The organism is Micromonospora sp. NRRL B-16802, assembly GCF_001279555.1.
GTDB lineage: Bacteria > Actinomycetota > Actinomycetes > Mycobacteriales > Micromonosporaceae > Micromonospora > Micromonospora profundi.
The window spans coordinates 333,667-355,857 of record NZ_LGEB01000064.1 but is presented as its reverse complement, the minus strand read 5'-3'; the positions used below and the strand labels follow the sequence as shown (position 1 = coordinate 355,857).

Below are 22,191 nucleotides of genomic sequence, written 5' to 3'. Positions count from 1 at the left end.
ACCGGAGCGCGGCAGGCAGAGTGGGGGCATGACGACCGACCTGCACGGGCCGCTGTCCGCGTACGCCGAGCGGCTGCACACCACGATCGGCGACCGGCACCACGTCGCCTCCCCGCTCGGCGCCTGGCTGCTGCTCGCCCTCAGCGCGGCAGCGGCCAACCCCGACCCGGCGGTGAGCTCCGACCGAACGAGCAGCCCCGACCCGGCAGGTGGCTCTTACCCGGCGGTTAGTTCCGACTCGACGGCCGGATCTGAGGCGGCAGCCGATCGGCTGGCGGCGGCTCTGGGCACGGACCTGCTCACCGCGGCGGGGGTCGCCCGCGCGCTGCTGGACACGCCGCATCCGCTGGTCGCGTCCGCAACGGCGCTGTGGCACCGACCGGGTCAGAACCTCGACGGTACGGCCGGGTGGCGGGCGGCGTTGCCCGCGACGACCGAGGTGGGTGCGCTACCCGATCAGGCTGGGCTGGACGCGTGGGCGCGCGAGCACACCGACGGGCTGATCGAGACCTTCCCGCTGAAGGTCAGCCCGGACGTTGTCTTCGCCCTCGCCAGTGCTCTCGCCACGCGGATCTCGTGGGCCGAGCCGTTCGAGGTAGCCGACGCCCGTACGCTCGGCCCCGGCAGCGTCTGGGCATGTGACCTGCGCCGAGTCCTGCGCAGCCCGGGGCACGGCCACCGGTGCGCAATCGTGACGACCGCGCGGGCCGGTGACGTGGTCATGCATGCCGCCCCGGCGCAGACAGCCGACGGGGCGGGGCTCGTGGTGCTCTCAGTCGCCGCCGCGCCGGAGGTGCCGCCGGCCGACGTGCTGGCCGCCGCGTACCACCTCAGCGCCGGCCTGGTAGACGGCGCCGAACCGGACGGACGGCGGTCCCTGTTCGACCTCCCGCTCGGCGATACTCCCCTGTGGACGATTCGGGAGGAGCAGGTACGGACCCGGGCCCGCGACGGCCGCGAAGAGCGGCACAGCGCGGTGCTTCCCTGCTGGTCGGCCCGCAGCGACCATGACCTGACCCCCGAGTCGCTGGGCTTCCCGGCCGCCACGGCGGCGCTGGCACGAGCGCTGGGCCAGCCAGTGCGGGGCTTCGAGGCGCGGCAGGTGGCGATGGCCCGCTACGACCGGTACGGCTTCGAGGCTGCGGCGGTGACCGGCATGTTCGGGACGGTGAGTCTTCCGCCGGAGGGCGTGGCACGCATCGCCGAGCTGCGCTTCGGCCACCCCTACGCCGTGGTGGCCGTAGCCACCGACACCCGAGCGGGCGGCGCCGGGGGCTCGTCGTGGCACGGGGTGCCGGTCTTTTCCGCCTGGGTCGCCGAGCCCGAGGACCTATCCGGCGCCTGACGGCGTTCGCCGTCCACGATCCACTCGGCTTCTTGGAAATCGCGGTATCCAAGGGCCTTGGATACCGCGATTTCAAGGAACCCGAGTGGATCTACCCGCGAGCCCAGGGCGTCAGATGTCGGGCAGAGTGGGCGGGCCGGTCGTGGCGTCGCCATCGCCTGGCAGTCGTGCCACCATGTCGCGGAACTCCCGTACGGTCACCGTCTCGCGCAGGGTCGCGAAGACCGCCCCGGTGCCGGCCCGTGCGGTAGCCGGGTCCACCCCGGCGCGCTGACCCACCCGGCGGAGGAACTCCGCCGGTCCGGCGTCCACCTGAGGCGGGGGCACAGCAGGCCCACCGACTTCGAGACCCACGCCGGAGTCGAACCCGTCGACGCCGGCACCCGCCCCGTCGACACCACCGGCCGGGCCGTTGGCCAACCCGACCTCATCCGAGGGCAGGCCAGCCAGATCCGAAGGCAAGCCGGGCAGATCCGAGGACGGGCCCGGCACGTCAGAGGGGGGGCGCGACACATCCGACGGCGGGGGCGGCGCGAAGTCGTTCAGATAGCCGTCCACCTGGTCCGGAAGGTGCCCGACCAGGTCGTCGGGCACACCGCCGGTGACGCGTTCGGCCATCGTCTGGAGTACGGCGCGGGCGAGGGCGGCGGCCTGCTCGGTCGGCAGGCCGGACCGTCGGGACACCGCGTCGATGAAGTGCGGAAACCCGCTGCCGCCCGCGCTGTCGGTCACGCCCGGCGGTTACCCACGGCCGGTGCCGGCAAACAGCGCTGCCAGCGCAGGCGGTGCCGGCAAAGGACGCTGCCAGCGCGGGCCACCGTCGCCGGTGCCGGCAAACGGCGCTGGCCGCCGTCGCTAGGGCCGACACGGAGGGCTACACCTCGTCGGCGAGCAGGTCGAGCACGAGCGCGGCGGTCCAGCCGAACGCCGCCGAGCCCAGGCCGGCGCCGGTGTCCGGGTGGAAGTACTCGTGGCAGCCCGCCCCGGCGACCAGCCCGATCATCGACCGGCGCAGCCCAGCCGCCAACTCGGGGTGCCCGTGCGCGAGCAGCCCGCGCCGTATCAGCCAGCCGATGTTCAGCCAGCTCGGCCCGCGCCAGTAGCGCAGCGGCTCGAAGTCGGGTGCGGTCCGGTCGTGGCTGGGCAGCGGGCGGTCCATCCGCGCGGCCACCCCGAAGCGCGCCGAGCGGGCCTCGACGACAAGCGCGTCGGCCTGTGCGGTGGGCAGGTCGGGCAGGATCAGCGGCGTCAGCCCGAGCACGGTACGCGCACCGAGCAGCCGTCCGGCACGCACGTCGCGGGGTTGGAAGGTGCCGGTCGCCGGGTCGTACAGCCGACGTACCAATGCTTCGGTGATCCGGGTCGCGCGGACCCGGTGCGGCCCAGGGTCGGCGCCGATCAACGCGGCGATCTCGGCGAGGGCGTGTTCGGCGGCCCCGAACGCCGCGTTGAACAGCGGGCACTCCACCAGGAAGGGGTGGTCGGCCAGCGCGCGGTCGGCGTAACCGTGGTCGCGGTAGGCGGCGACGATCGCCAGGTAGCGCGCATAGTCGAGGTCCGTGGGGCGGTGCGCGGCGTCGGCGTGCGCGGTGTCGTGCCGACGGTACGCGCGCATCACCGCCGCCTCGGCGGGTACGGCGGCCATCGGGTCGTCCCAGGCGGGGCTGTTGTCCAGCCCGGACTCCCACGGGTGCACGATGCAGACAAGCCCGTCGCCGGCCACGTCCCGCCGGTCGGCGAGGTAGCGCTGTTGGGCGACAAGCGCCGGGTAGAGCTCATGCAGGGCGGCCAGGCCGACCGGCTCGGGTGCCCTCCGGTACGCCAGCAGCGCGGCGAGGGCGTGCACCGGCGGCTGGACCAGGCCGGAGGTGTGCCCGGCGGGCGCCCCCTGGGCGTCGGTGGAGCGCCACAGTTCCGGTCCGGGGAAGTACGCGCCGACGCGCAGCGCGGGGTTGAACACGATGTGCGGCACCCGCCCGTCGGCCCACTGCGCCCGAAAGAGGCTTGCCAGCTCCCGCCAGGCCCGCTCGGGGCGGACGTGGGCCAGGCCGATCGCGATGAACGCCGAGTCCCAACTCCACTGGTGTGGGTAGAGGGTGCGCGACGGCACTGTGTGGTCGTGTTCCCAGTTGGCGTCGAGGGTGGTGACGGCGAGCTGACGCAGCGCGCCGAGGTCGGTCGGCCCGCCGGTGCGGGTCGGGGCGGCGGTCATGCCGCGGCCCGCCGGGGCAGCGCGTGTCGCAGCACCGTGGCGGCCTGTTGCAGGGCCCGGACGGGGTCACCGCGCAGGCGGCACTCCAACGCCAGCCACCCCCGGTAGTCAAGCTCCAGGAGGGTTCGCACGAGCGCCGGCCAGTCCAGGTGCCCGGCACCCGGCTGGTAGCGGTTGGAGTCGCTGACCTGCACGTGCCCGAGGTACGGCGCGGCGGCACGCAGTGCCCGGTGCACGTCGTCCTCCTCAATGTTCATGTGGAAGGTGTCGGCGACCACCCGGACCGATGGCACGCCGACCGCCGCGCAGAGGGCTGCCGCTTCGTCGAGGCGGTTGACCATGTGGTCCTCGTACCTGTTGAGGGGTTCGAGAAAGAGGGTGACCCCCTCGGCCCGGGCGTGCTCGCCCAACTCGCCGAGGGCGTCGAGGAGCACCAGCCGGTCGCCGGCCGGCGGACGCGGCGGCTCGAACGGTGGCAGCCGGCGGGAGAACATCCCCCACGACGCCGGGGTCATCACCCCGACGCCGCCCAGCTCGGCGATCACCGACAGCTGGGAGCGCAGGTTGGCGACGGCGTCGGCGGACCGGGCGGGGTCGAAGTCGCCGATGAAGTGGTCCATCTCGACGCAGACGGTGGGCATCACCACCCCGGCGGCGCGGGCGCGGCGCAGCTCGGGCAGCCGGCGGGCGAACGCGCCGTCGCCGCGCCCGCGCAGCTCGATGCCCTGGTAGCCGAGGGCGGTGGCGAGAGCGTACTTCTGGATCAGGTCGGTGCCCGGCAGGAGTTGTTCCTGGCAGGCGAGCGCGATGGTGGTCATCTAGAACCTCAACACCACTTGGAGGACGTCACCGGCGCCGCTGTCGAGCAGCGCGAGGGCGTCGGCGACGGCGCTGGCGTCGACGATGTGGCTGACCAGCGGCAACGGGTCGACCCGATGCTCAGCCACCAGCTCCATGAAGGTCTCGGCCACCCGATCGCCTGTCCACCGGCCGGCCATGCTCGGCGCGGGGGTGGGGCCGGAGACCTGGGCGGCCACCAACTGGATGCGGTTGTGGTGGAACTCTTCGCCGAGGCCGAGCCCGTCGGCCTGGCCCTGGTAGAAGCCGGCGGCCACGACCCGGCCGGCGTGTGCGGTGGACCGGATGGCCTCGTGCAGCGCCGGGTACGCCCCGGACAGCTCCAGGCAGACGTCCGCGCCCCGGCCACCGGTGGCCTGGCGCAGCACTGTGGCGGCGGACGCGACGCTGGCGTCCACAGTGGTCCGTGCGCCGTAGCGGGCGGCGTACTCCAGGCGGGTGGGCACCCGGTCGACGGCCACCACCCGGGCGCCGGAGAGTACGCCGAGGCGGGTGGCGAGCAGGCCGATGACGCCTTGGCCGAAGACGCCCACCCAGTCGCCGAGGTGCAGGTCGGCGGCGAGCACCGAGGTCAGCGCGATGGCGCCGGGTCGGGCGAAGACCGCGGCCAGCGGGTCCAGGCCGGCGGGCAGTGGACGGACGGCGTCGGCGGCGAGCACGGCCTCGGCGCGATGCCCCCAGATGCCCCACACCAGTTGCCCCGGGTGCCGGTCGGTGACCTCCGGCGCGGCTTCGACGACCTCGCCGACCTCCTCGTAGCCGAACCCGATCAGCGGGTAGGGCACCGGGGTCTGCCGAGGGACGAACATCCGGGCGGCGTCGTCCCAGTCTTTGCTGAGCCGGGGGTTGCTGCCGCGGTAGAGGGTCAGCTCGGTGCCGGCCGAGATGCCCGAGTAGCAGGTACGGACCCGGACCTGGCCGGGGCCGAGCGGATCCGGCGGGCAGGGCTCGAGGCTGATCTGCCGAGGCCCGGCGAGGGAGACGACCCAGTTGCCCATGTGTCACATCCCGGTAGCACTGGGCTCCAGGATAGCAAAAAATCGCTATATGTCTTGTCATTGATCAATCGAAGGGGTTGAATCCGGCATGTACCCTTCGAGAGGAGTGCCACCGATGTCAGCACCTCCGAGGCGGATACTCGCCACCACCCTGATCCTGGCACTGACCGCGTCCACCCTGCTGGCCTGCGGGGACGACGGATCCGACAGCAACAGCAAAAAGATCACTGTTTGGAGTCTGGAAGACGTCGCCGACCGGGTCACCGCCACCAAGGCGATCATCGCGGACTTCACCGCCAAGACCGGGATCCAGGTCGACCTGGTCACCGTCAACGAGGACCAGTTCCCGTCCCTGATCGCCGCCAACGCCGCCGCCGGCGACCTACCCGACGTGGTCGGTTCGGTGTCCCTGGCCGGCATCCGTACGCTCGCGGGCAACGAGCTGCTGCACGCCTCGGCGAACGCGGAGGTCGTCGACAAGCTGGGCAGGCAGACGTTCTCCCCCCGGGCGCTGGAGTTGACCGCCGACGACGGCAAACAGCTCTCCGTGCCCAGCGACGGCTGGGGGCAGCTGCTCGTCTACCGCAAGGACCTGTTCGCCGCCGCCGGCCTGCCCGCCCCCGACACGTACGAGCGGATCACCGACGCCGCGGCGAAGCTGAACACCGGCGGCGTCGCCGGGATCACCGCGGCGACGGCGCCCAGCGACGTGTTCACCCAGCAGACGTTCGAGCACCTGGCGCTGGCAAACGGCTGCCAGCTCACCGACGACTCCGGCGGTATCACCCTCGATTCGCCGCAGTGCGTCGAGGCGTTCCGCTTCTACGGCGACCTGATCCGCACCAGCTCGGTGAAGGGCGCGCAGGACGTCGACACCACGCGGGCCACCTACTTCGCGGGCAAGGCGGCAATGGTGATCTGGTCGCCGTTCATCCTCGACGAGTTGGCCGGGCTGCGCAGCGACGCCAAGCCGACCTGCCCGCAGTGCCAGGCCGATCCGGCGTTCCTCGCGAAGAACAGCGGGTTCGTCACCGCGATCAGGGGCCCGAACGGCACCGAACCGGCCCAGTATGGGGAGATCAGCTCGTGGGCGGTGCTGGACGGCGCGGCTGCCGATCCGGCGAAGTCCTTCGTGGAGCACATGCTCGGCGACGGCTACCCCCGCTGGTTCGGCATGTCCCCCGAAGGCCGCTTCCCGGTCCGCAAGGGCACCCCGGCCCAGCCGGAGGCGTACCTGACCGCGTGGAACACCAGCCAGGCCGGCGTGGACACCAAGAAACCCCTCGCCGATGTGTACGGCGACGAGGTGCTCGCCACCCTGCGCCGCAGCCCGGACACCTTTGGGCGGTGGGGGCTCAGCCAGGGGCAGGGCAAGCTGGTCGGCGCGATGCTCGGCGAGCTGCCGGTGCCCAAGGTGCTGGGCGACCTCGTCGGCGGCAAGTCCGACGCGGCGGCAGCCGCCGGCCGGGCCAGGAAGGACGTCGAGGCGATCAAGGCGGGCGTCAATTGACCACCACCGCGCCCGACACCGGCCGCTCCCCCACCGGGGAGCGGCCGGCACCGCCGAAGCGCCGGCCGCTTACACTGCGCCGCCGTGAATCCCGGGCCGGGCTGGCGCTCGTCGCGCCGACGCTGCTCGTCACGATCGCTGTCATCGGCATCCCCATCGTCTGGACCGTGGTGCTCGCCTTCCAGCGGGTCCGGCTCGCCACCCTGCGCAAGACCGGGCTGTTCGGCGAGTTCACGATGGACAACATCGACAGGGTGCTGCACACCCCCGGCTTCGCCGAGACGCTGTGGGTGACGCTTCTCTACAGCATCGGCGGCACCGTCGGGTCGATAGTGCTCGGCCTGGTCGCGGCCCTGGTGGTCCGCCGGCCCTTCCGGGGCCGGACGCTGGTCCGGGCGTCCATGCTGCTGCCGTACGTGGCGCCGGTGGTCGCCGTGACATTCGTCTGGCAGGTGATGCTCGACCCGCAGCTCGGCATCGTCAACGACTGGGGGCAGCGCCTGCTGGGCTGGGACGCGCCCGTGCCGTTCCTGTCCCAGGAGTCGACAGCACTGGCCACCGTCATCGTGTTCGAGGCGTGGCGGTACTTCCCGTTCGCCTTCCTGTTCCTGCTTGCCCGCCTCCAGGCGGTGCCCGGCGAGCTGGAGGAGGCCGCCCGGGTCGACGGCGCCACACCCACCCAACGGTTCCGGCACATCCTGCTGCCGCAGTTGCTGCCGGTCATCGCCCTGCTGGGGGTGCTGCGCTTCATCATGACGTTCAACAAGTTCGACGACGTCTATCTGCTGACCGGCGGGGCCGCCGGCACCGAGGTCGTCAGCGTGCGGGTGTACGAGTTCCTCACCGCGCGTACGGACATCGGCGCCGCCGCCGCGCAGGCGGTCGTGCTGGCCGTGGTGCTCATCGTGTTCGTGCTGATCTACCTGCGGTTCTTCGGACGGAGGGTCGGCTGATGGACAGGGACGTCGTCGAGACGGTGAGCCTGCGCTGGCTGCGCCGCCTGGTGATCGCCGCGTTCCTGGTGGTCACCGTCTTCCCCTTCTACTACATGCTGGTGCTGTCGGTACGCCCCATCGAGCGTCTGCTGCTCGACCCCGGCGCGCTGGTGGTCGGCTTCGGTGAGCTGACCGTCGCCACGTACGCCGAGGTGCTCAAGGCCACCGACGACGGCGGCCAGGGTTTCCTCACCTTCATGCGCAACAGCGGCCTGGTCGCCGTCGCGGCGACAGTGCTCACGCTGCTGGTCGCGATCCCCGGCGCGTACGCGGTGGCCCGGCTGCGGTTCTTCGGTAGGCGGCAGGTCGACTTCCTGTTCCTCGCGGTCTACCTGTTTCCGTCGATCGTCATCGCGATCCCGCTGTTCGTGGTCTTCACCAGGGCCGGGCTGCGCGGTTCGCTGTTCGGGCTGGTGCTCGTCTACATCTCGCAGACGCTGCCGGTCTCGGTCTACATGTTGAAGAACTACTTCGAGACGATCCCGGTCAGTCTGGAGGAGTCCGCCGCCATCGACGGCGCCGGTCGGCTCGGCATCATCCGCCGGGTCAGCCTGCCGCTCGCCGCGCCGTCGATCATGGCGGTCGCGCTCTACGACTTCATGATCGCCTGGAACGAGTTCCTCTTCGCCCTGCTGTTCCTCGTCGACAAGCCCGACAGGTGGACGGTGTCGCTCGGGCTGTCCCTGCTCGCCGACGGCGTGGAGGTGCCCAAGACGGTGCTGATGGCCGGGTCGGTGGTGCTCACCCTGCCCATCGTGATCCTGTTCTTCGCCAGCGAACGGCTGCTCACCGAGGGGCTTACCAGCGGCGCGGAGAAGGGCTGAGCGGCAACGGTTGCCGGGCCGGCTGCTCCGGGTCGCCGGTGGCGACCCGGCCGGCCCGGCTACCGTGACCGGTATGGCCAACCCGACCCGCTGGGCGACCGACACCGGTCCGGAGCACTCGCAGTGGTACATCGACCGGTTCCGCAAACTCGCCGCAGAGGGGGCCGATCTGGCCGGCGAGGCCCGTCTGGTCGACACCCTCGTCGCGCCCGGGTCGCGGATCCTCGACGCCGGCAGCGGCACCGGCCGCGTCGGTGCCGCGCTGGCCGCGCGGGGCCACACCGTGGTCGGCGTGGACGCAGACCCGGCGCTGGTGCAGGCCGCCCAGGCCGACTACCCCGGTCCGCGCTGGCTCGTCGCCGACCTTGCCGAACTGGACCTTCCGGCGCTCGGCGAGGTCGAGCCGTTCGACGCCGCAGTGCTCGCCGGCAACGTCCTCGCGTTCGTCGCCGTCGGCACCGAGCCGGAGGTGCTGCGTCGGATCGCCGGGCACCTGCGCCCGGACGGCGTGCTGGCGGTGGGTTTCGGCACCGAGCGCGGCTACCCGTTGACAGCGTTCGACGCCGACGCGGTCGCCGCCGGGCTGCGCCTGGAGCACCGCTTCGCCACCTGGGACCTGCGCCCGTGGCGCGACGAGGCAGACTTCGCCGTCAGCGTGCTACGCCGCCCGGCCAGCTGACACCCGGGTTGGTCTGGATCACGCCGGGGCCGCCACCGCCCGCGCGGCGGCCGGGTCCAGGGTCGCGCCGGCCGGCACTAGGCTGACAAGGCCGGCGGGCAGTCGCACCGGAGGCACGTCCCGGTAGCCGAGCATCGCCAACACCTCCCGGTCGGCGAGGACGTACCGCCGGCCCAGGTCGGTGACCACGGACACCGCGCCGCCGGACGCTCCCGGCGCCGCGGCGGCCTCGACGACCGCGCCGCGACCCGGCTCCACCACCACGTGGTCGGCCAGCACGGCACCGCCGGCCGGCGCGGTACGCGGCACGGCGGCCAGGTCCGGCAGGCGTACGCCCCAGCGCACCTCGCCGGCACCGCCGTCGTCGCCGACGCGGGTGCAGACCGCCGGGCCGTCGGCGGCGGCGAGTCGGGGTGGCGCCGGCGGTGGGGCGGTCGGGCCGCTGGGCGCGAGGTCCGGCATCGTGGGCAGCGCGGCGAACCGACCGAGCGTCATCGGCTCCGGCTCGCCCTGACCGGTGCGGGCCAGCAGCAGCCCGGCCTGCAACTCGGTGATGCCGGCAAGCCCACCGTCGAGGGCTACCGCGTACTGCCTGCCGCCGCCGGAGTTGCGCACCAGGAAGACGTGGCCGATCGTCGCGCCCGGCACCCCCGTTGCCGGACGGCCTACGCCGGGAAGCGCGAGCGGGGCCAGGTCGACGCCGGCGGGCAGCGAGTTGAGCAGGGCCGGCGCCACCGGCACCGCCCGGGCGCTCGTGGTGGCCAGCGCCGCCAGCACCCGGCTGGGATCGCGGACCAGGTAGCGGCGCTGGCGCCACACCAGGTGCAGGCCGCCGTCCGGGTGGCGCAGCAGCAACGCGTCGTCGCCCAGCGGTCGGCCGCCAACGGGTTCGGTGCCGATCAGCAGCGCGGAGCGGGGCTCGTCGCCGCCGATGATCGACGAGCAGACCGTCCAGGGCGAGGTCGCGAGCCGTCCCGGCGCCGGCAACGAATCCGGTGCGTCGGCGATGCCCAACGGCAGCCCGCGCGGCACGCCGTCGATCGAGCGGCGGGACACCAGCACGGTCCTGGACTGGTCCGCGCCGACGATCAGCAGCGCCGAGGCGTAGTTGAGCACCGGGTGCAGCCGCTGGTCGCGGTAGACGAAGCGGGCGCCGGACTCCTTCTCCACGATCACCGCGCCCGGATCGCGCCAGCCCTTGCCACCGCCGGCGAACAGGCCGTACAGCGCGAAGCCGCCAAGCCCGATCGCCGCGACCAGAACGCTTGCCAGAGCCGCCCCCGCGAGCCGTCGAAACGGTGACTGCGCCGGGTCGGTCTCCCGCATGACAAGGGCGGCGACCGCCCGCTGGACGCTGAACTGGTAGGAGTGCAGCTGGTCCTGCCGCGACGGCATGAAGGTCCCTCCGCTGGATCGGCCGGCCACAGAATATGCGTTGCGTCGATGTCCCGCGGACCCTGCGTGGCCGAGGATCGCCCGAGCGGTAGCATCCGGGGACGAATCCGGCGGCGGGAAGGCACCAATGGGCGCGCGTTTCGAGGAGCTGGCCTGGCGGGAGACCCCGATCGGAGCGATAAGCCTGCGTCGCCGCCGGGACCCGGCATTGCAGGTCGAGGTGTACGAGGTCAAGCTCGACGACGAGTACCTGATGTCCAGCCTGTTCCCGGTCGCGGAGATCGAGCTGGCACGGCTGGGCCTGGCCGAGCTGACAGGTGACACGCTCGACGTGGTGGTCGGCGGCCTCGGTCTGGGCTACACGGCGTGCGCCGCGCTGGACGACCCGAGGGTGCGGTCACTACTGGTGGTGGAGGCCATCGAGGACGTGATCGACTGGCATCGTCGCGGGCTGCTGCCGTTCGCGGCGGGACTCGCCGAGGACCCACGGACCCGTTTCGTACGCGCCGACTTCTTCGCCTCGGTGGCCGACGACACCGGATTTCGCACCGCGCCGGATCAGCGGTTCGACGCCGTGCTGCTCGACGTCGACCACTCACCCCGCAACGTGCTGCACCCCAGCCATGCCCCGTTCTACACGCCGGACGGGCTGCGGAGGCTCGCCGCGCTGCTGCGCCCGGAGGGCGTCTTCGCCCTCTGGTCGGACGATCCGCCGGACGCCGAGTTCACGGCCGCGCTCACCGAGGTGTTCGCGACCGCGCGGGCGCACGTGGTGCCGTTCGCCAACCCGCTGACCGGGGGCCAGTCCGCAAACACCGTCTACGTCGCCCGCATGGCGGCCTGAGCCGACTTCTGCGCCCCGTTGCGCATACTGCCGCCCGGCCTGGGAAGAAGATCAGGAGTCGCCGCCGTAGGCGGGCCGGTCACGGGAGGTCGAGATGCGTGCCATGCTCTGGGTTGTCGCCGTGGTGGCCGGCGTGCTCATCCTGCTCGGGCTGCTCCTCGAAGCCGTCCGCTGGCTGGTCATCATCGGGCTTATCGCGCTCGTCGCGGTGATCGTGTGGGGCGTGGTCAAGGGACGGCAGGCCATGCACCACCAGAGCCGTCGACGGTGAGGCGGCTTGCCGTTCAGAACCAGTCCGTGCGCATGTCGAGCGTGGTCCGGTCCCGGCTCTCCAGCAGGTCGAACTGGGGGCCGGTGCGGGGCAGCTCGACGGTGAAGAAGTAGCGGGCCGCCTGCCGCTTGCCGGCGTGGAACGCGTCCCCGCCCCCGTCCGGCGGCAGCGCCAGCCACTGCTCCAGCCACATCCACGCGATCACCACGTGCCCGACCGCCTCCAGGTAGGCGCTGGCGTTGGCCAGGGCGAGCACGGGGTCACCGTCGGCCCACAGTCGACGGGTGACCGCAACGATCCGGTCCACCGCGCCGGCCAACCGGTCGGCCAGTTCGGCGGTTTCCCCTCCGGCCTTGCGGCCCCGGGTGACGGTGTCCCCCATCGTCTCGGTCAGCAGGAGCAGACCCGCGCCGCCGTGCATGGTCATCTTGCGTCCCAGCAGGTCCAGCGCCTGGATGCCGTGGGTGCCCTCGTGGATCGGGTTGAGCCGGTTGTCCCGGTAGTGCTGCTCCACGTCGTGATCGCGGGTGTAGCCGGCACCGCCGAGCACCTGGATCGCCAGGTCGTTGGCGGCCAGGCACCACTGCGACGGCCAGCTCTTGGTGATCGGGGTGAGCACGTCCAGGAGCAGGTGTGCGCGCTCGCGGTCGGCCTGCTCCTGGGCGGTCTGCTGCTCGTCGAGCAGCCGGGCGCAGTAGAGCACCAGGGCCATCGCGCCCTCCACGTAGCTCTTCTGCGCCAGCAGCATCCGCCGTACGTCCGGGTGATCGATGATCGGCACCTGTGGGGTGGTCGGGTCCTTCGCGCCGACGGGCCGGCCCTGCGGCCGCTCCCGGGCGTACTGGAGGCTCTTGAGGTAGCCGGTGTAGCCCAGGGCTGTGGCGCCGGCGCCGACGCCGATCCGGGCCTCGTTCATCATGTGGAACATCTGGGCGAGCCCCTGGTGTGGCGTGCCGACCAGGTGGCCGACCGCGCCGGGGCTACCGCCCGGGGTGTGCCCGCCGTCGCCGAAGCTGAGCAGGGTGTTCGTGGTTCCCCGGAACCCCATCTTGTGGTTGAGGCCCACGAGCACCACGTCGTTGCGGTCGCCGAGCGACCCGTCCTGCCCGACGAGCACCTTGGGTACGACGAACAGCGAGATGCCCTTCACCCCGGGTGGTCCGCCGGGGATTCGCGCCAGCACCAGGTGGACGATGTTCTCGGCCAGCTCGTGATCACCGCCGGAGATCCACATCTTGGTGCCGAACAGCCGGTACGTGCCGTCCGGCTGTGGCTCGGCGCGGGTGGTGATGTCGGCGAGCGAGCTGCCCGCGTGCGGCTCGGACAGGCACATGGTGCCGTAGAACCGGCCCTCCAGCATGGGCCGCACGTAGGTGTCGACCTGCTCCGCGCTGCCGTGGGCCAGCAACAGGTTCGCGTTGCCGAGGGTGAGCATCGGGTACGCCGAGGTGGCCACATTGGCAGCCTGGAACCAGGCGAAGCAGGCGGCGGCAACGGCGTGCGGCAGTTGGAGGCCACCGACCGAGGCGTCCAGCCCGGCGCTGAGCAGACCGGTCTCGGCGAAGCTGTCCAACGCGGCGCGGACCTGCGGGATGAGCCGTACCCGCTGCCCGTCGAACGTCGGCTCGGCGAGGTCGGCGGCCCGGTTGTGCGTGGCGAACTGCTCGGTGGCGACCCGCTCGGCGAGGTCCAGCGCGTCGTCGAACGTCTCCCGGGAGTGCTCGGCGTAGCGGGGACGCTCGACGAGGTGGGACACCCGCAACCAGTCGTGCAGCAGGAAGTCCAGGTCGCGGCGTGAGAGCAGGGTGGACGGCACGGCACTCCTCGGTGGGCGCGGACGGCAGGCCGGTGGGTGGGCGGCTCCGGCCCCATCCTGGCGGATCCGGCGGGCGCGCACCACACCGCCGGAGCCGGTCGGCGCACATCGACGAGCGGGAATTGTCACACCTGGCGGTTAGCGTCACCGACCGTGACCAAACCCGGAGATGTCAGTCCCGACGTCCTCGACCGGCTCCGGCCGATCTGCCTCGGGCTGCCGGAGAGCTATGAGGAGCCGGCCTGGGTGGGCACCCGTTGGCGGATCCGCAAACGGACCTTCGCCCATGTGCTGACCGTCGATCCGGCCCGCCAGCCGGCCCACGCGCGCGCCGCCGACGCGGATTCGCCGGCCTGCCTGCTGATCTTCCGCTCGCCACCTGACGAGATCGCCGGGCTCGTGGCGAGTGGGCATCCGTTCTACAAGCCCGATTGGGGCCCGACCGTGCTGGGCATGGTCGTGGACGACGACACGGCCTGGGACGAGGTGGCCGAGTTGCTCACCGAGAGCTACTGCCTCCTCGCGCCGAAGCGGCTCGCGGCACAGGTCGACCGTCCCGGTCCGCCGCCCGGTTGATCCCCGACTACAAACACGACAGCCCCGTCGGGCCATGCCGGCACGGCGGGCCGGCTGTCGAGGGCGAGCAGCGCGGCGGCGACGGCGATAGGTTGCCTCAATGCACCGAAGTCGCCTGTACGCGCTGTTGATCGACACACCACGGGCGGAGGCCGAACAGGCCGCGCAGTTCTGGTCGGCCGCGCTGGGCGCGCCCACCCGCACGCATCCCGCCGAGCCGCAGTTCGTCGGCCTACACGGAGCCGTGCCAGGGCTGGTCACCGCCGTCCAGTCGGTGGACGACACGCCGCGCTTCCATATCGACATCGAAACCGACGACGTACCGGCCGAGACCGCCCGCCTCATCGGCCTGGGGGCCAATGAGGTGACCCAGTGGCAGGAGTGCCGCATCCTGCGGGCGCCCGGCGGGCACCTGCTCTGCGTACTGCCGGTGGAGAGTCCTGCGGAGGTCTTCGCGGCCGAGGCCCGTACCTGGCCGTGACGGGCTGAGGCGAGGCCGCAGGCCCAGGCTGCGGGGGTGGCGATGCGACGACAGCTGCACGCGCCGGGCGGGCGGGGCGCGCAAGGGCTACGGCCACGGGCCATCGACTGTCGCAGGTCGGCGTTAGGGTCTCGGCCATGGCTGATTTCGTCTTGGTGGCGGGTGCGTGGCTGGGGTCGTGGGCGTGGGACGAGGTGGTGGCGCCGTTGCGAGCGGCCGGCCACGAGGCGCATGCGCTGACCCTCTCCGGCCTCGCCGAGAAGCGGGGTCTGCCCGCCGGGCAGCAGACCCACGTCCAGGACATCGTCGGCGAGGTCGAGCGACGCGACCTGCGTGACGTGGTGCTGGTCGGACACAGCTACTCGGGGATCCCGGTGGGTCAGGCCGCCGAGCGGATCGGCGACCGGTTGACCCGGGTGGTCTTCGTCGACTCGGAGGTGCCTGTCGACGGTGAGTCGTTCGTATCGGGCTGGTGGCAGGGGCCTGAGGCGTTGGCGTCGCAGCTCGCCGACAACGACGGCTACTGGCCACCGCTGGGCGTGGCTGACTTCGACGGTCAGGGGCTGACCGACGGGCAGATCGCCCGCCTGGTCGAGGGCTCCACCCCGCACCCGGGCGCGACGCTGGCCGAGCCGGCCGTGCTGAACCGGCCGCTGAGCGAGCTGCCGGCGACGTACGTCAAGTGCCTGCTCGACGGCCCTGAGCCCAATGCCACCGTCACCGAGCTGGTGGCAAGCGGCCACTGGCGACTGGTCACGATGGACACGGGCCACTGGCCGATGTTCTCGCAACCCGCCGAGCTGGCCCGGCTGCTGCTGGAGCAGACCAGCTGACCCCGGCCCCCACCGCCACCAGCCGGACCTCGGCCGGTCAGGCCACCTGTTCGTCGATGGTCATGATGTGACGGATCGGCGACGCGAGCAGCCACAGGACCGCGAGTATGCCGCCCAGGCCGGCGACGACAAGTGTCGGCCGCAGCCCGATGGTCGTGCCCAGCGCGCCACCGACAAGCGCGCCGAGCGGTCGGATCCCGTAGTTGACGGCGCTGTACGCACCGGCCCGGCGGCCCCGCGCGTCGTCGGGCGTGACAGCGGTGAGCAGGGCGTTGAGGTTGACGTCCATCAGCATCACCCCGACGCTGGAGACCAGCTCGATGGCCGCCAGCATGGCCACCTTCGCCCAGGTCGGGCCGCTGATCAGCGCGGTCAGTGCCAGCGGCGCGGGAAACAGCACCACGCCGATCATCGCGGTGCGGCCGAGACCGATGGCGCGCGACACCCGGGGGGCCAGCGCCGCTCCGGCCAGTCCACCGAGCGCGCCGCCGCCGAACGCGATGCCGATGGCGCCAGCTGACAGGCCGAGGTCACGGCTGGCATACAGCACGAGCAGCGCGGCGGCGATGAACGTGAAGAAGTTGACGGTGCTGGTGCAGCCGAGCGCGGCGCGCAGCACCGGGTGGCGAAAGACAAGTACGAGCCCTTCGCGGACGAGGGCAAGAGTGGACGTCCGGCGCGGCGGCGGGGGCGTCTCGGTGACCGGGATTCGGCCGAGCAGCAGGGCGGAGCCGAGGAAGGACAGCGCGTCGACGACGATCGCGATCGGCGCGGTGATCGCCTGGACCAGTCCCCCGCCGACGGCCGGTCCGGCGATAAACGACAGCGAGCGGCTCATGCTCAGCTTGCTTGTCGCGTCCACATAGGAGGACCGCGGTACCAGCGCCACGAAGAACGCCTGGTGCGCCATCGCGAACAACACCGCCCCGGCGCCGGTGAGCAGCGCGACCAGGTAGAGCTGGGTGAGGGTCACGGCGTCGAACAGGTACGCCACCGGCAGGCTGAGCAGCACCGCCGCGCGGATCAGGTCGGCGATGATCAGGATTCGCCGCTTGTGGGTGCGCTGGTCGACCCACGCGCCGAGGAACAGGCCCAGCAGGTTGGGCAGCCAGATCAGTGCCGTGAGGACGCTGACCTGCGCGGGCGTGACCGCGAGGAAGGAGACGGCGATCAGCGGCAGTGCCAGCTCGCTGATCCGGTCGCCGAACTGGGAGACCGTCTCGCCGATCCAGAAGGTGCGGAACCGCCGGTCGCGGTGCAGGACCGGTGCGGGTACGGCATCGACGGCGGTCATGACGCCGCAGGCTCGCCGGGCTCGCCCTGCGCCACCTCGGAATCGTCCTGCGCCGCTCCCGGGTCGCCGGGCTCGGGCAGCAGGTAGCGCAGCATCCGGACGAGCTGCGCGCCTGCGGGTTGTGTGTCGTCGTCCTTGCGACGCACGTACGGCGCGAGCAGCTCCTCGATCGCCTCTTCCAGGTGCCGCAGCTCCTCGACTGTGGCGACGAACTGGGTGTCGGCGAGGCCTGCCACCCCGCGCCACGCGTCGTCCAGGCGGGGCTCGTCGTGCAGCAGCCACTGTTGTGGCGCCTCGGCGGCGCGGGCGAACATCTCGCCGCGCAGTTGCCGGCCGGCGGCCTGGCCTTCGGCGTCGTCGGGCAGGGCGAACCGGAAGCCCCGGGCGGCGGCCTGCCACCAGCGTTCCCGCTTGCTGGCGGCCCCCGGAACCGCCTGCGCGTCGGTGACGAGGCCGAACGTCGCGAGGTGCCGCAGATGCCAGCTGACCACCGACGGAGTCGCGCCGACGTGCGGCGACAGCCCGGTGGCGGTTGCCGGGCCGTGCCGCTGGAGCCGGTCGAGGATGGCGAGCCGGACGGGATGCGCCAACGCCCGCAGCGCCTGCGGCTCGGTGATCTCGAAATCCCCGTACGGGTTCTTGAGAGACATGTTTCGAGAGTAGTCTCTCAGATCAGGCCGGGGCAAGCCCCCACCTGACGCCGGTCAGCTCACCCCCAGCCGGGCCAGCGGCTCGACAAGCTCCCGCTCCTCGTAGCTGAGGTGCGACAGCAGGGCGTCGGTCAGCAGGTTCACCGCGGCGCGCAGATCGGCCAACCCGTCCGGCGAGCCGACGTACGCGACGAGCGCCTTGTCGACGCCCTCCAGCACCTCGTGGATGACGTGGTGCTCCTGCTCCAGCCGGTCGACCACAGGCGCCAGCCGGGGGTCGGCGTGCCGCAGCCGCGGAAAGAGAGCCTGGTCCTCGATGGTGTGGTGGGTGGTGACGATCCGGCAGTAGGACTCGCAGTAGGCGCCGAGCGTCCACCGGTTCTGCCGCATCGTCATCGTGTTGATCTGCGAGCGGGCGGCGCCGGCGTCGATCTCGCCGGCCGCGACCTGCTCGATGAGGTCGTGGATCTGGGCCAGCTCCGCTCGCAGGCCGTCGTGGACCTGCACGAGGTGCTGGCCGTTGGCCTGCTCGTGCGGGGTGTAGGTGCGCGTCGGATCCGGCGTCGGGCCGGTCGGGCGGGCCGACTCGTCCCAGACCTGCCGGTCGCTGAGCCGCTTGCCGTCGTCGGGCGTCGGCACCACAGCGAACGCGCCGCCGGTCACCCGCGCACGGGCCGGCCGCGCCGACGGCGTGACCGCCGCAGGCTTTGTGACCGGGGTACGCGCCAACGCGGCGTCCCGCTCAGCCGCGACCCGTTCCCGTACGGCTGGCGCCACCTCACCGGCGAAGCGGCGCAGGTCGTCCGGGTCGTCACTGGCGAGGATGAACGCGCTGACGCCGTCGTTCAGCGCGTACCCGGTCAGCTCGCGTACCCACTGCTCGACCGGCCCGTGCAGCGGCCCGCGTTCGGCGGTCGCGAACTGGCCGGAGATGTTGAGCAGTCGGCGGACGGCCTGGGGCGAGCGACCTGCCTGCTGTGCGGCGGCGTCGATCAGCTCGTTGCCCTTGGCCAGGTCACCGGGCTGGAGATAGGCGAGCGAGGGCAGCCAGCCGTCGGCCCGGCGGCCGGTCAGCTCAAGCATCCTCGGCTTGTACGCGCCGAGCCAGATGGGCACGGCGTGGGCGGGAGCCGGCCCGCGCTTGGCGCCGAGCACGCGATGGAACTCGCCGTCGACGCGCACTCCCCCACGCGCGTCGGCGTCCCAGACCTGGCGGATGACGTCGATGGCCTCCTCCAGCGCGCGTACGCCCTGCCCGGGGGTCAGCCGTCGACCGCCCATCGCCTCGATGGCCTCCCAGAACGCGCCCGCACCGAGGCCGAGGTCGACCCGGCCGCCGCTGAGCAGGTCGAGGCTCGCCACGCTGCGGGCGAGCACCGCGGGCGGGCGCAACGGCAGGTTCGTGACGTTCGCCGACAGGTGCACCCGGCTGGTCCGCGCGGCGACGTAGCTCAGCAGCGTCCAGGTGTCCAGGAACTTCGGCTGGTAGGGGTGGTCCTGGAAGGTGACAAGGTCCAGCCCGACCTGCTCGGCCAGGACGGCGAGGCCGACAGTGCGCTCCGGGTCGTCGCTGCCGGGCGTGGTGAACGTTCCGAAGATCAGGTCGTGACCGTAGTCGCTCATCGGTGAGCCTCCCGTTTCCGCGACGCTGCGGGGTCGATGCGTCACAGCGTAGACCTTATGTCAGATAGAACATCTCCTGCCAACAAGATAGCGCGAGCCGCGCTATTGTCAGGGGCATGACGGGAGCCAGTGACGTACGCGACCGGCCCGATCCGCTCGACGACGACCTGGGCTGGATGCTGGGCATCGCTTTTCGGGGTTACGTGCGGGCAGCCGAGCACGCCCTCGCCGACTTTCCCGGCGGCCCACGTGGCTATCAGGTGCTCACAGCCGCGATCAACAGGCCCGGCCGCAACCAGGGTGCGATAGCCGAGGAGCTCGGCATCGACCGCACCGTGCTCACGTACCTGATCGACGACCTGGAAGAGCCCGGCTACGTTGCCCGCCGGGCGGACCCGGCGGACCGGCGCAGCCGGTTGGTGGACGTCACCGACGCCGGCCGCGCGGCCTGGGAGCAACGGCGGGGCGCGCTGCGCCGCGTCGAATCCCACCTGCTGGGGGCCCTCACGCCCGAGGAGTCGTCGACCCTGCGGGCGCTGCTCCAGCGGGTCGCCTGCTCGACCCAGGCCGTCGACCCGCTGCGGGACATGTGTGAGGTGGTGGCGCAGGTACGGCCCGAGCCGACCCCGGTGGGCGACCGGTCCGAACGGGACATCCGCATCCGTCCCGCCCGGTCTCGCCGCCGCGGCGACGGCTGACCGGCCGCCGCCGCGCCCGGACGACCGACGACGCGGTACGGCCCGCCGGCACCCCGACCGTCCTGAGTCGAGGTGTGCCGACGGGCCGTACCGCTGCGGCGCTGGGTCAGCGCACGTGCACGAACATCGGGTTGGAGTAGAACCAGAGGTCGTCCCACGGGCTCTCCAGCCCCGTTGAAGGGCGCGGCCAAGGGCTTTCCGGTACCGCGTGTTGTCACATCCGGGCGCGGGGCAGCCAGCCCAGGAACCGCAGCCGGGCACGGGGCAGGGGCAGGGTCGGCAGATCCTGGGCGGCGGCGACCAGGCAGGAGCCGAGGTAGACGGCGAGTGCGGCGCGCGCCCCGCCGAACTCGGCGAGCAGTTGGCTCTGCTTGGTGGCGCAGGGCCACTCCCTGCCGCATCCGGTGCAGGTCCAGCTTGGCGGGCTGGGCAGGTGCTCGGGCAGTTTCGGCCGCTGGTAGCGACCCACGACGCTGTTGTCCCGGCGTACGTCCCGCCGCCGGGTCTCCGGGCCGGCGTTGCGGCGCGCGGGCTGACGGGGTTCGGGCAGGTAGCGCCTGACCGTGCCGAGGAGCGCCCCGACGCGGATCAGGGCGTCCGGCCCGACGTGGTGCGCCAGCAACGCGGTGAGCAGGTGGTGCCCCAGCAGGTCGAGGGAGTCACGGTTCAGGCGCAGGTCGCGGCACAGGTCGACGAACTCGGGGGTGGCCAGCGGCACGCGGTCGTCGAGAGCGCGGCGCAGCACCTCGCGCAGCGCACCGCCGAGGCTCTCCAGCGCGTCGCCCTCGCCCAGCCCGAGGGTGTCCTCGTCGGCCACCCGCGCCAACGCCTCGGCGACCGCCAGTCGAACGACGCGGTCAGGATCGGTACTGTCCAACGTTCACCTCCGCCTGATGGCCGGACCCCCGGCAGGTATCCGGACGCCCACGGGCATCCGGGGAGATCAGAAACAAGGTTTCGCCGCCGCCTCCGGGACGGCTAGCACCGCAGGCGCAGCATCGAGCGGCGCGATAGCCGGAAAGCGAAGTCGACTCACTGAATCACGGAAATCCATCCGGACGACGGTGAGCTGCCGTATGGTGGAAATCCCATCAATGCCAGTCCACATTGGTGGGATTACCTGAAGATCCACGGCCACTCCCCTGGCCGCTCCCCCGCCGAAGTAACCGGCGGGACTTGGTGCCACCGCCGTACCGCCGGGCTGCAACACGCCGCGAACACCCTGCCCTCTCGCGCCCAGACACGTCCCGAACACGCCGCCGGCGCTGGTCCACCCGGCGGCACCTCCCGGACGGAGCCAGCGAATGACCTCAATTGTGCGGTTTCAACGATTCGAGAGCAGCGACCCGGCGGCCATCCACCGCTTTCTGGCCACCACGTACGACACCGACCTGCGCATCCATGACGGGAACGGCCCGTACCACCTCGCCCATCAGCGGTTCGACGCCGGTACGTTCGCCGTCTCCGCCCTCAATCAGACGTCGCGTCTCGACATCGAGGTGGACGGCCTGAACGCCCTGATCATCTGCCGCGCCCACAGCGCCCGTGTCGATCGCACCTGCGATGGGGCCACCCACCGGTTCGGCACCGGTGACGTCTTCCTCACTGCCCGACCCGACCGACCGTTCAACCTGCGCTGGCAGCCCGGCGCTGTGGAACTCTGCGTCCTGGACCGCGCGGTCCTGGCTCAGGTGGCCGCTGCCGCACCGGCACGGCGACCAGGCCAGATCCGCTTCACCGACTTCAGCGCCGCCAACGCCCTCCGCGCCCGGCAGTGGCGAAAGATCATCAGCTACGTCAGTGACGTGGTGCTGACCAATCCGGACGCCAGCACGCAGTCACTGGTGATCGGCAACGCCGCGCGGATGCTCGCCGCGGCGGCGCTTTCCATCTTTCCCAACACCGCATTCACCGACGAGACCATCGAGGACCGCCGCGACGCCAGCACGGCAACCATGCGCCGCGCCATCACCTTCATGGAGGAGAACGCCGACCGGGACATCAGCGTGCTGAACATCGCCGACGCCGCCGCCGTCTCCGTGCGGGCGGTGCAACTCGCCTTCCGCCGTCACCTCGGCACCACCCCGATGGCGTACCTGCGCCGGATCCGCCTCGATCGGGCCCACCGCGACCTGCTGCGGGCCGACCCGAGCCGGGACACCGTGTCGGCGATCGCCAGCCGGTGGGGATTCGCCAGCCACAGCAGGTTCACGGCCCGGTACCACGCCAGCTACGGCGTACCGCCGCGCGAGACGCTGAACGCCTGAACCCGCCGCGCCGCCGAGGGTT

Annotated in this window: 22 protein-coding genes; 12 read left to right on the top strand and 10 right to left on the bottom strand. The window is 72.1% G+C overall.

Annotated features, from left to right (window positions below; genetic code table 11):
- Window positions 1-28 precede the first annotated feature (28 nt).
- On the top strand, window positions 29-1,345 hold the full coding sequence (locus ADK66_RS18300; RefSeq protein ID WP_053656856.1) for a hypothetical protein: 1,317 nt from the start codon (window positions 29-31) through the stop codon (window positions 1,343-1,345).
- Between the two features lie 111 nt (window positions 1,346-1,456).
- Here the strand turns inward: ADK66_RS18300 and ADK66_RS18295 are convergent, their stop codons facing one another.
- The 4 genes from ADK66_RS18295 to ADK66_RS18280 form a co-directional block, all read right to left on the bottom strand.
- Complete coding sequence (locus tag ADK66_RS18295) at window positions 1,457-2,077, bottom strand: DUF2267 domain-containing protein (protein WP_053656855.1); 621 nt, start codon at window positions 2,075-2,077, stop codon at window positions 1,457-1,459.
- Window positions 2,078-2,219: 142 nt separating this feature from the next.
- Window positions 2,220-3,557, bottom strand: a complete 1,338-nt coding sequence (locus ADK66_RS18290; protein WP_053656853.1) for a hypothetical protein — start codon at window positions 3,555-3,557, stop codon at window positions 2,220-2,222.
- Window positions 3,554-4,375 carry a sugar phosphate isomerase/epimerase family protein gene (locus tag ADK66_RS18285; protein WP_053656851.1) on the bottom strand — a complete coding sequence of 274 codons (822 nt, stop codon included), beginning with the start codon at window positions 4,373-4,375 and terminating at the stop codon, window positions 3,554-3,556. The genes ADK66_RS18290 and ADK66_RS18285 overlap by 4 nt, the downstream gene beginning before the upstream one ends.
- Window positions 4,376-5,413, bottom strand: a complete 1,038-nt coding sequence (locus tag ADK66_RS18280; protein ID WP_053656849.1) for a zinc-binding dehydrogenase — start codon at window positions 5,411-5,413, stop codon at window positions 4,376-4,378.
- 115 nt (window positions 5,414-5,528) lie between these two features.
- On the opposite strand from ADK66_RS18280, the gene ADK66_RS18275 reads away from it, so the two are divergent.
- The 4 genes from ADK66_RS18275 to ADK66_RS18260 all read left to right on the top strand — a co-directional run bounded on the left by ADK66_RS18275 (window position 5,529) and on the right by ADK66_RS18260 (window position 9,421).
- A complete protein-coding gene (locus ADK66_RS18275) occupies window positions 5,529-6,923 on the top strand; it encodes an ABC transporter substrate-binding protein (RefSeq protein WP_053656847.1) in 1,395 nt (464 codons plus the stop codon).
- Entirely contained in the window at window positions 6,920-7,876 is a 957-nt protein-coding gene (locus ADK66_RS18270; RefSeq protein ID WP_053656846.1) for a carbohydrate ABC transporter permease, read from the top strand. The genes ADK66_RS18275 and ADK66_RS18270 overlap by 4 nt, the downstream gene beginning before the upstream one ends.
- Window positions 7,876-8,742 carry a carbohydrate ABC transporter permease gene (locus ADK66_RS18265; RefSeq protein ID WP_053656844.1) on the top strand — a complete coding sequence of 289 codons (867 nt, stop codon included), beginning with the start codon at window positions 7,876-7,878 and terminating at the stop codon, window positions 8,740-8,742. Before ADK66_RS18270 ends, ADK66_RS18265 begins: the two co-directional genes overlap by 1 nt.
- A 73-nt stretch (window positions 8,743-8,815) precedes the next feature.
- Window positions 8,816-9,421 (top strand): bifunctional 2-polyprenyl-6-hydroxyphenol methylase/3-demethylubiquinol 3-O-methyltransferase UbiG, encoded by a 606-nt coding sequence (locus ADK66_RS18260; protein WP_053656972.1) that lies wholly within the window; start codon window positions 8,816-8,818, stop codon window positions 9,419-9,421.
- Window positions 9,422-9,439: 18 nt separating this feature from the next.
- Here ADK66_RS18260 and eccB read toward each other — a convergent pair whose 3' ends face one another.
- On the bottom strand, window positions 9,440-10,816 hold the full coding sequence (eccB, locus tag ADK66_RS18255; RefSeq protein ID WP_053656842.1) for a type VII secretion protein EccB: 1,377 nt from the start codon (window positions 10,814-10,816) through the stop codon (window positions 9,440-9,442).
- A 127-nt stretch (window positions 10,817-10,943) separates the two neighbouring features.
- Between eccB and ADK66_RS18250 the strand changes: the two genes are divergently transcribed.
- Both ADK66_RS18250 and ADK66_RS31905 read left to right on the top strand, forming a co-directional pair.
- The gene (locus ADK66_RS18250; RefSeq protein WP_053656840.1) at window positions 10,944-11,660 is read left to right on the top strand and encodes a spermidine synthase; all 717 of its coding nucleotides are present in this window, start codon (window positions 10,944-10,946) and stop codon (window positions 11,658-11,660) included.
- 94 nt (window positions 11,661-11,754) lie between these two features.
- Window positions 11,755-11,931, top strand: coding sequence for a hypothetical protein (locus ADK66_RS31905; protein WP_197281562.1), 177 nt, complete (start codon window positions 11,755-11,757; stop codon window positions 11,929-11,931).
- Window positions 11,932-11,944: 13 nt separating this feature from the next.
- On the opposite strand, the gene ADK66_RS18245 is transcribed toward ADK66_RS31905, so the two are convergent.
- Complete coding sequence (locus ADK66_RS18245) at window positions 11,945-13,747, bottom strand: acyl-CoA dehydrogenase (protein WP_053656838.1); 1,803 nt, start codon at window positions 13,745-13,747, stop codon at window positions 11,945-11,947.
- A 153-nt stretch (window positions 13,748-13,900) separates the two neighbouring features.
- Between ADK66_RS18245 and ADK66_RS18240 the strand changes: the two genes are divergently transcribed.
- The 3 genes from ADK66_RS18240 (at window position 13,901) to ADK66_RS18230 (ending at window position 15,637) form a co-directional block, all read left to right on the top strand.
- Window positions 13,901-14,323 carry an MmcQ/YjbR family DNA-binding protein gene (locus ADK66_RS18240; RefSeq protein WP_053656836.1) on the top strand — a complete coding sequence of 141 codons (423 nt, stop codon included), beginning with the start codon at window positions 13,901-13,903 and terminating at the stop codon, window positions 14,321-14,323.
- A gap of 100 nt (window positions 14,324-14,423) precedes the next feature.
- The gene (locus tag ADK66_RS18235) at window positions 14,424-14,804 is read left to right on the top strand and encodes a VOC family protein (protein ID WP_053656833.1); all 381 of its coding nucleotides are present in this window, start codon (window positions 14,424-14,426) and stop codon (window positions 14,802-14,804) included.
- Window positions 14,805-14,941: 137 nt separating this feature from the next.
- Entirely contained in the window at window positions 14,942-15,637 is a 696-nt protein-coding gene (locus ADK66_RS18230) for an alpha/beta fold hydrolase (RefSeq protein WP_053656831.1), read from the top strand.
- Window positions 15,638-15,674: 37 nt separating this feature from the next.
- On the opposite strand, the gene ADK66_RS18225 is transcribed toward ADK66_RS18230, so the two are convergent.
- The 3 genes from ADK66_RS18225 to ADK66_RS18215 are packed head-to-tail and all read right to left on the bottom strand — an operon-like array spanning window position 15,675 to window position 19,204.
- On the bottom strand, window positions 15,675-16,931 hold the full coding sequence (locus tag ADK66_RS18225) for an MFS transporter (protein ID WP_053656829.1): 1,257 nt from the start codon (window positions 16,929-16,931) through the stop codon (window positions 15,675-15,677).
- The gene (locus ADK66_RS18220; protein ID WP_053656827.1) at window positions 16,928-17,581 is read right to left on the bottom strand and encodes a helix-turn-helix transcriptional regulator; all 654 of its coding nucleotides are present in this window, start codon (window positions 17,579-17,581) and stop codon (window positions 16,928-16,930) included. The genes ADK66_RS18225 and ADK66_RS18220 overlap by 4 nt, the downstream gene beginning before the upstream one ends.
- 54 nt (window positions 17,582-17,635) lie before the next feature.
- Window positions 17,636-19,204, bottom strand: a complete 1,569-nt coding sequence (locus ADK66_RS18215) for an LLM class flavin-dependent oxidoreductase (protein ID WP_053656826.1) — start codon at window positions 19,202-19,204, stop codon at window positions 17,636-17,638.
- Between the two features lie 116 nt (window positions 19,205-19,320).
- Here ADK66_RS18215 and ADK66_RS18210 point away from each other — a divergent pair, with 116 nt between their 5' ends.
- The gene (locus tag ADK66_RS18210) at window positions 19,321-19,902 is read left to right on the top strand and encodes a MarR family winged helix-turn-helix transcriptional regulator (RefSeq protein WP_053656824.1); all 582 of its coding nucleotides are present in this window, start codon (window positions 19,321-19,323) and stop codon (window positions 19,900-19,902) included.
- A gap of 214 nt (window positions 19,903-20,116) precedes the next feature.
- Here ADK66_RS18210 and ADK66_RS32340 read toward each other — a convergent pair whose 3' ends face one another.
- Window positions 20,117-20,779 carry a hypothetical protein gene (locus ADK66_RS32340; protein WP_231640085.1) on the bottom strand — a complete coding sequence of 221 codons (663 nt, stop codon included), beginning with the start codon at window positions 20,777-20,779 and terminating at the stop codon, window positions 20,117-20,119.
- Window positions 20,780-21,206: 427 nt separating this feature from the next.
- Between ADK66_RS32340 and ADK66_RS18200 the strand changes: the two genes are divergently transcribed.
- The gene (locus ADK66_RS18200) at window positions 21,207-22,169 is read left to right on the top strand and encodes a helix-turn-helix transcriptional regulator (RefSeq protein ID WP_082377528.1); all 963 of its coding nucleotides are present in this window, start codon (window positions 21,207-21,209) and stop codon (window positions 22,167-22,169) included.
- Window positions 22,170-22,191 lie beyond the last annotated feature (22 nt).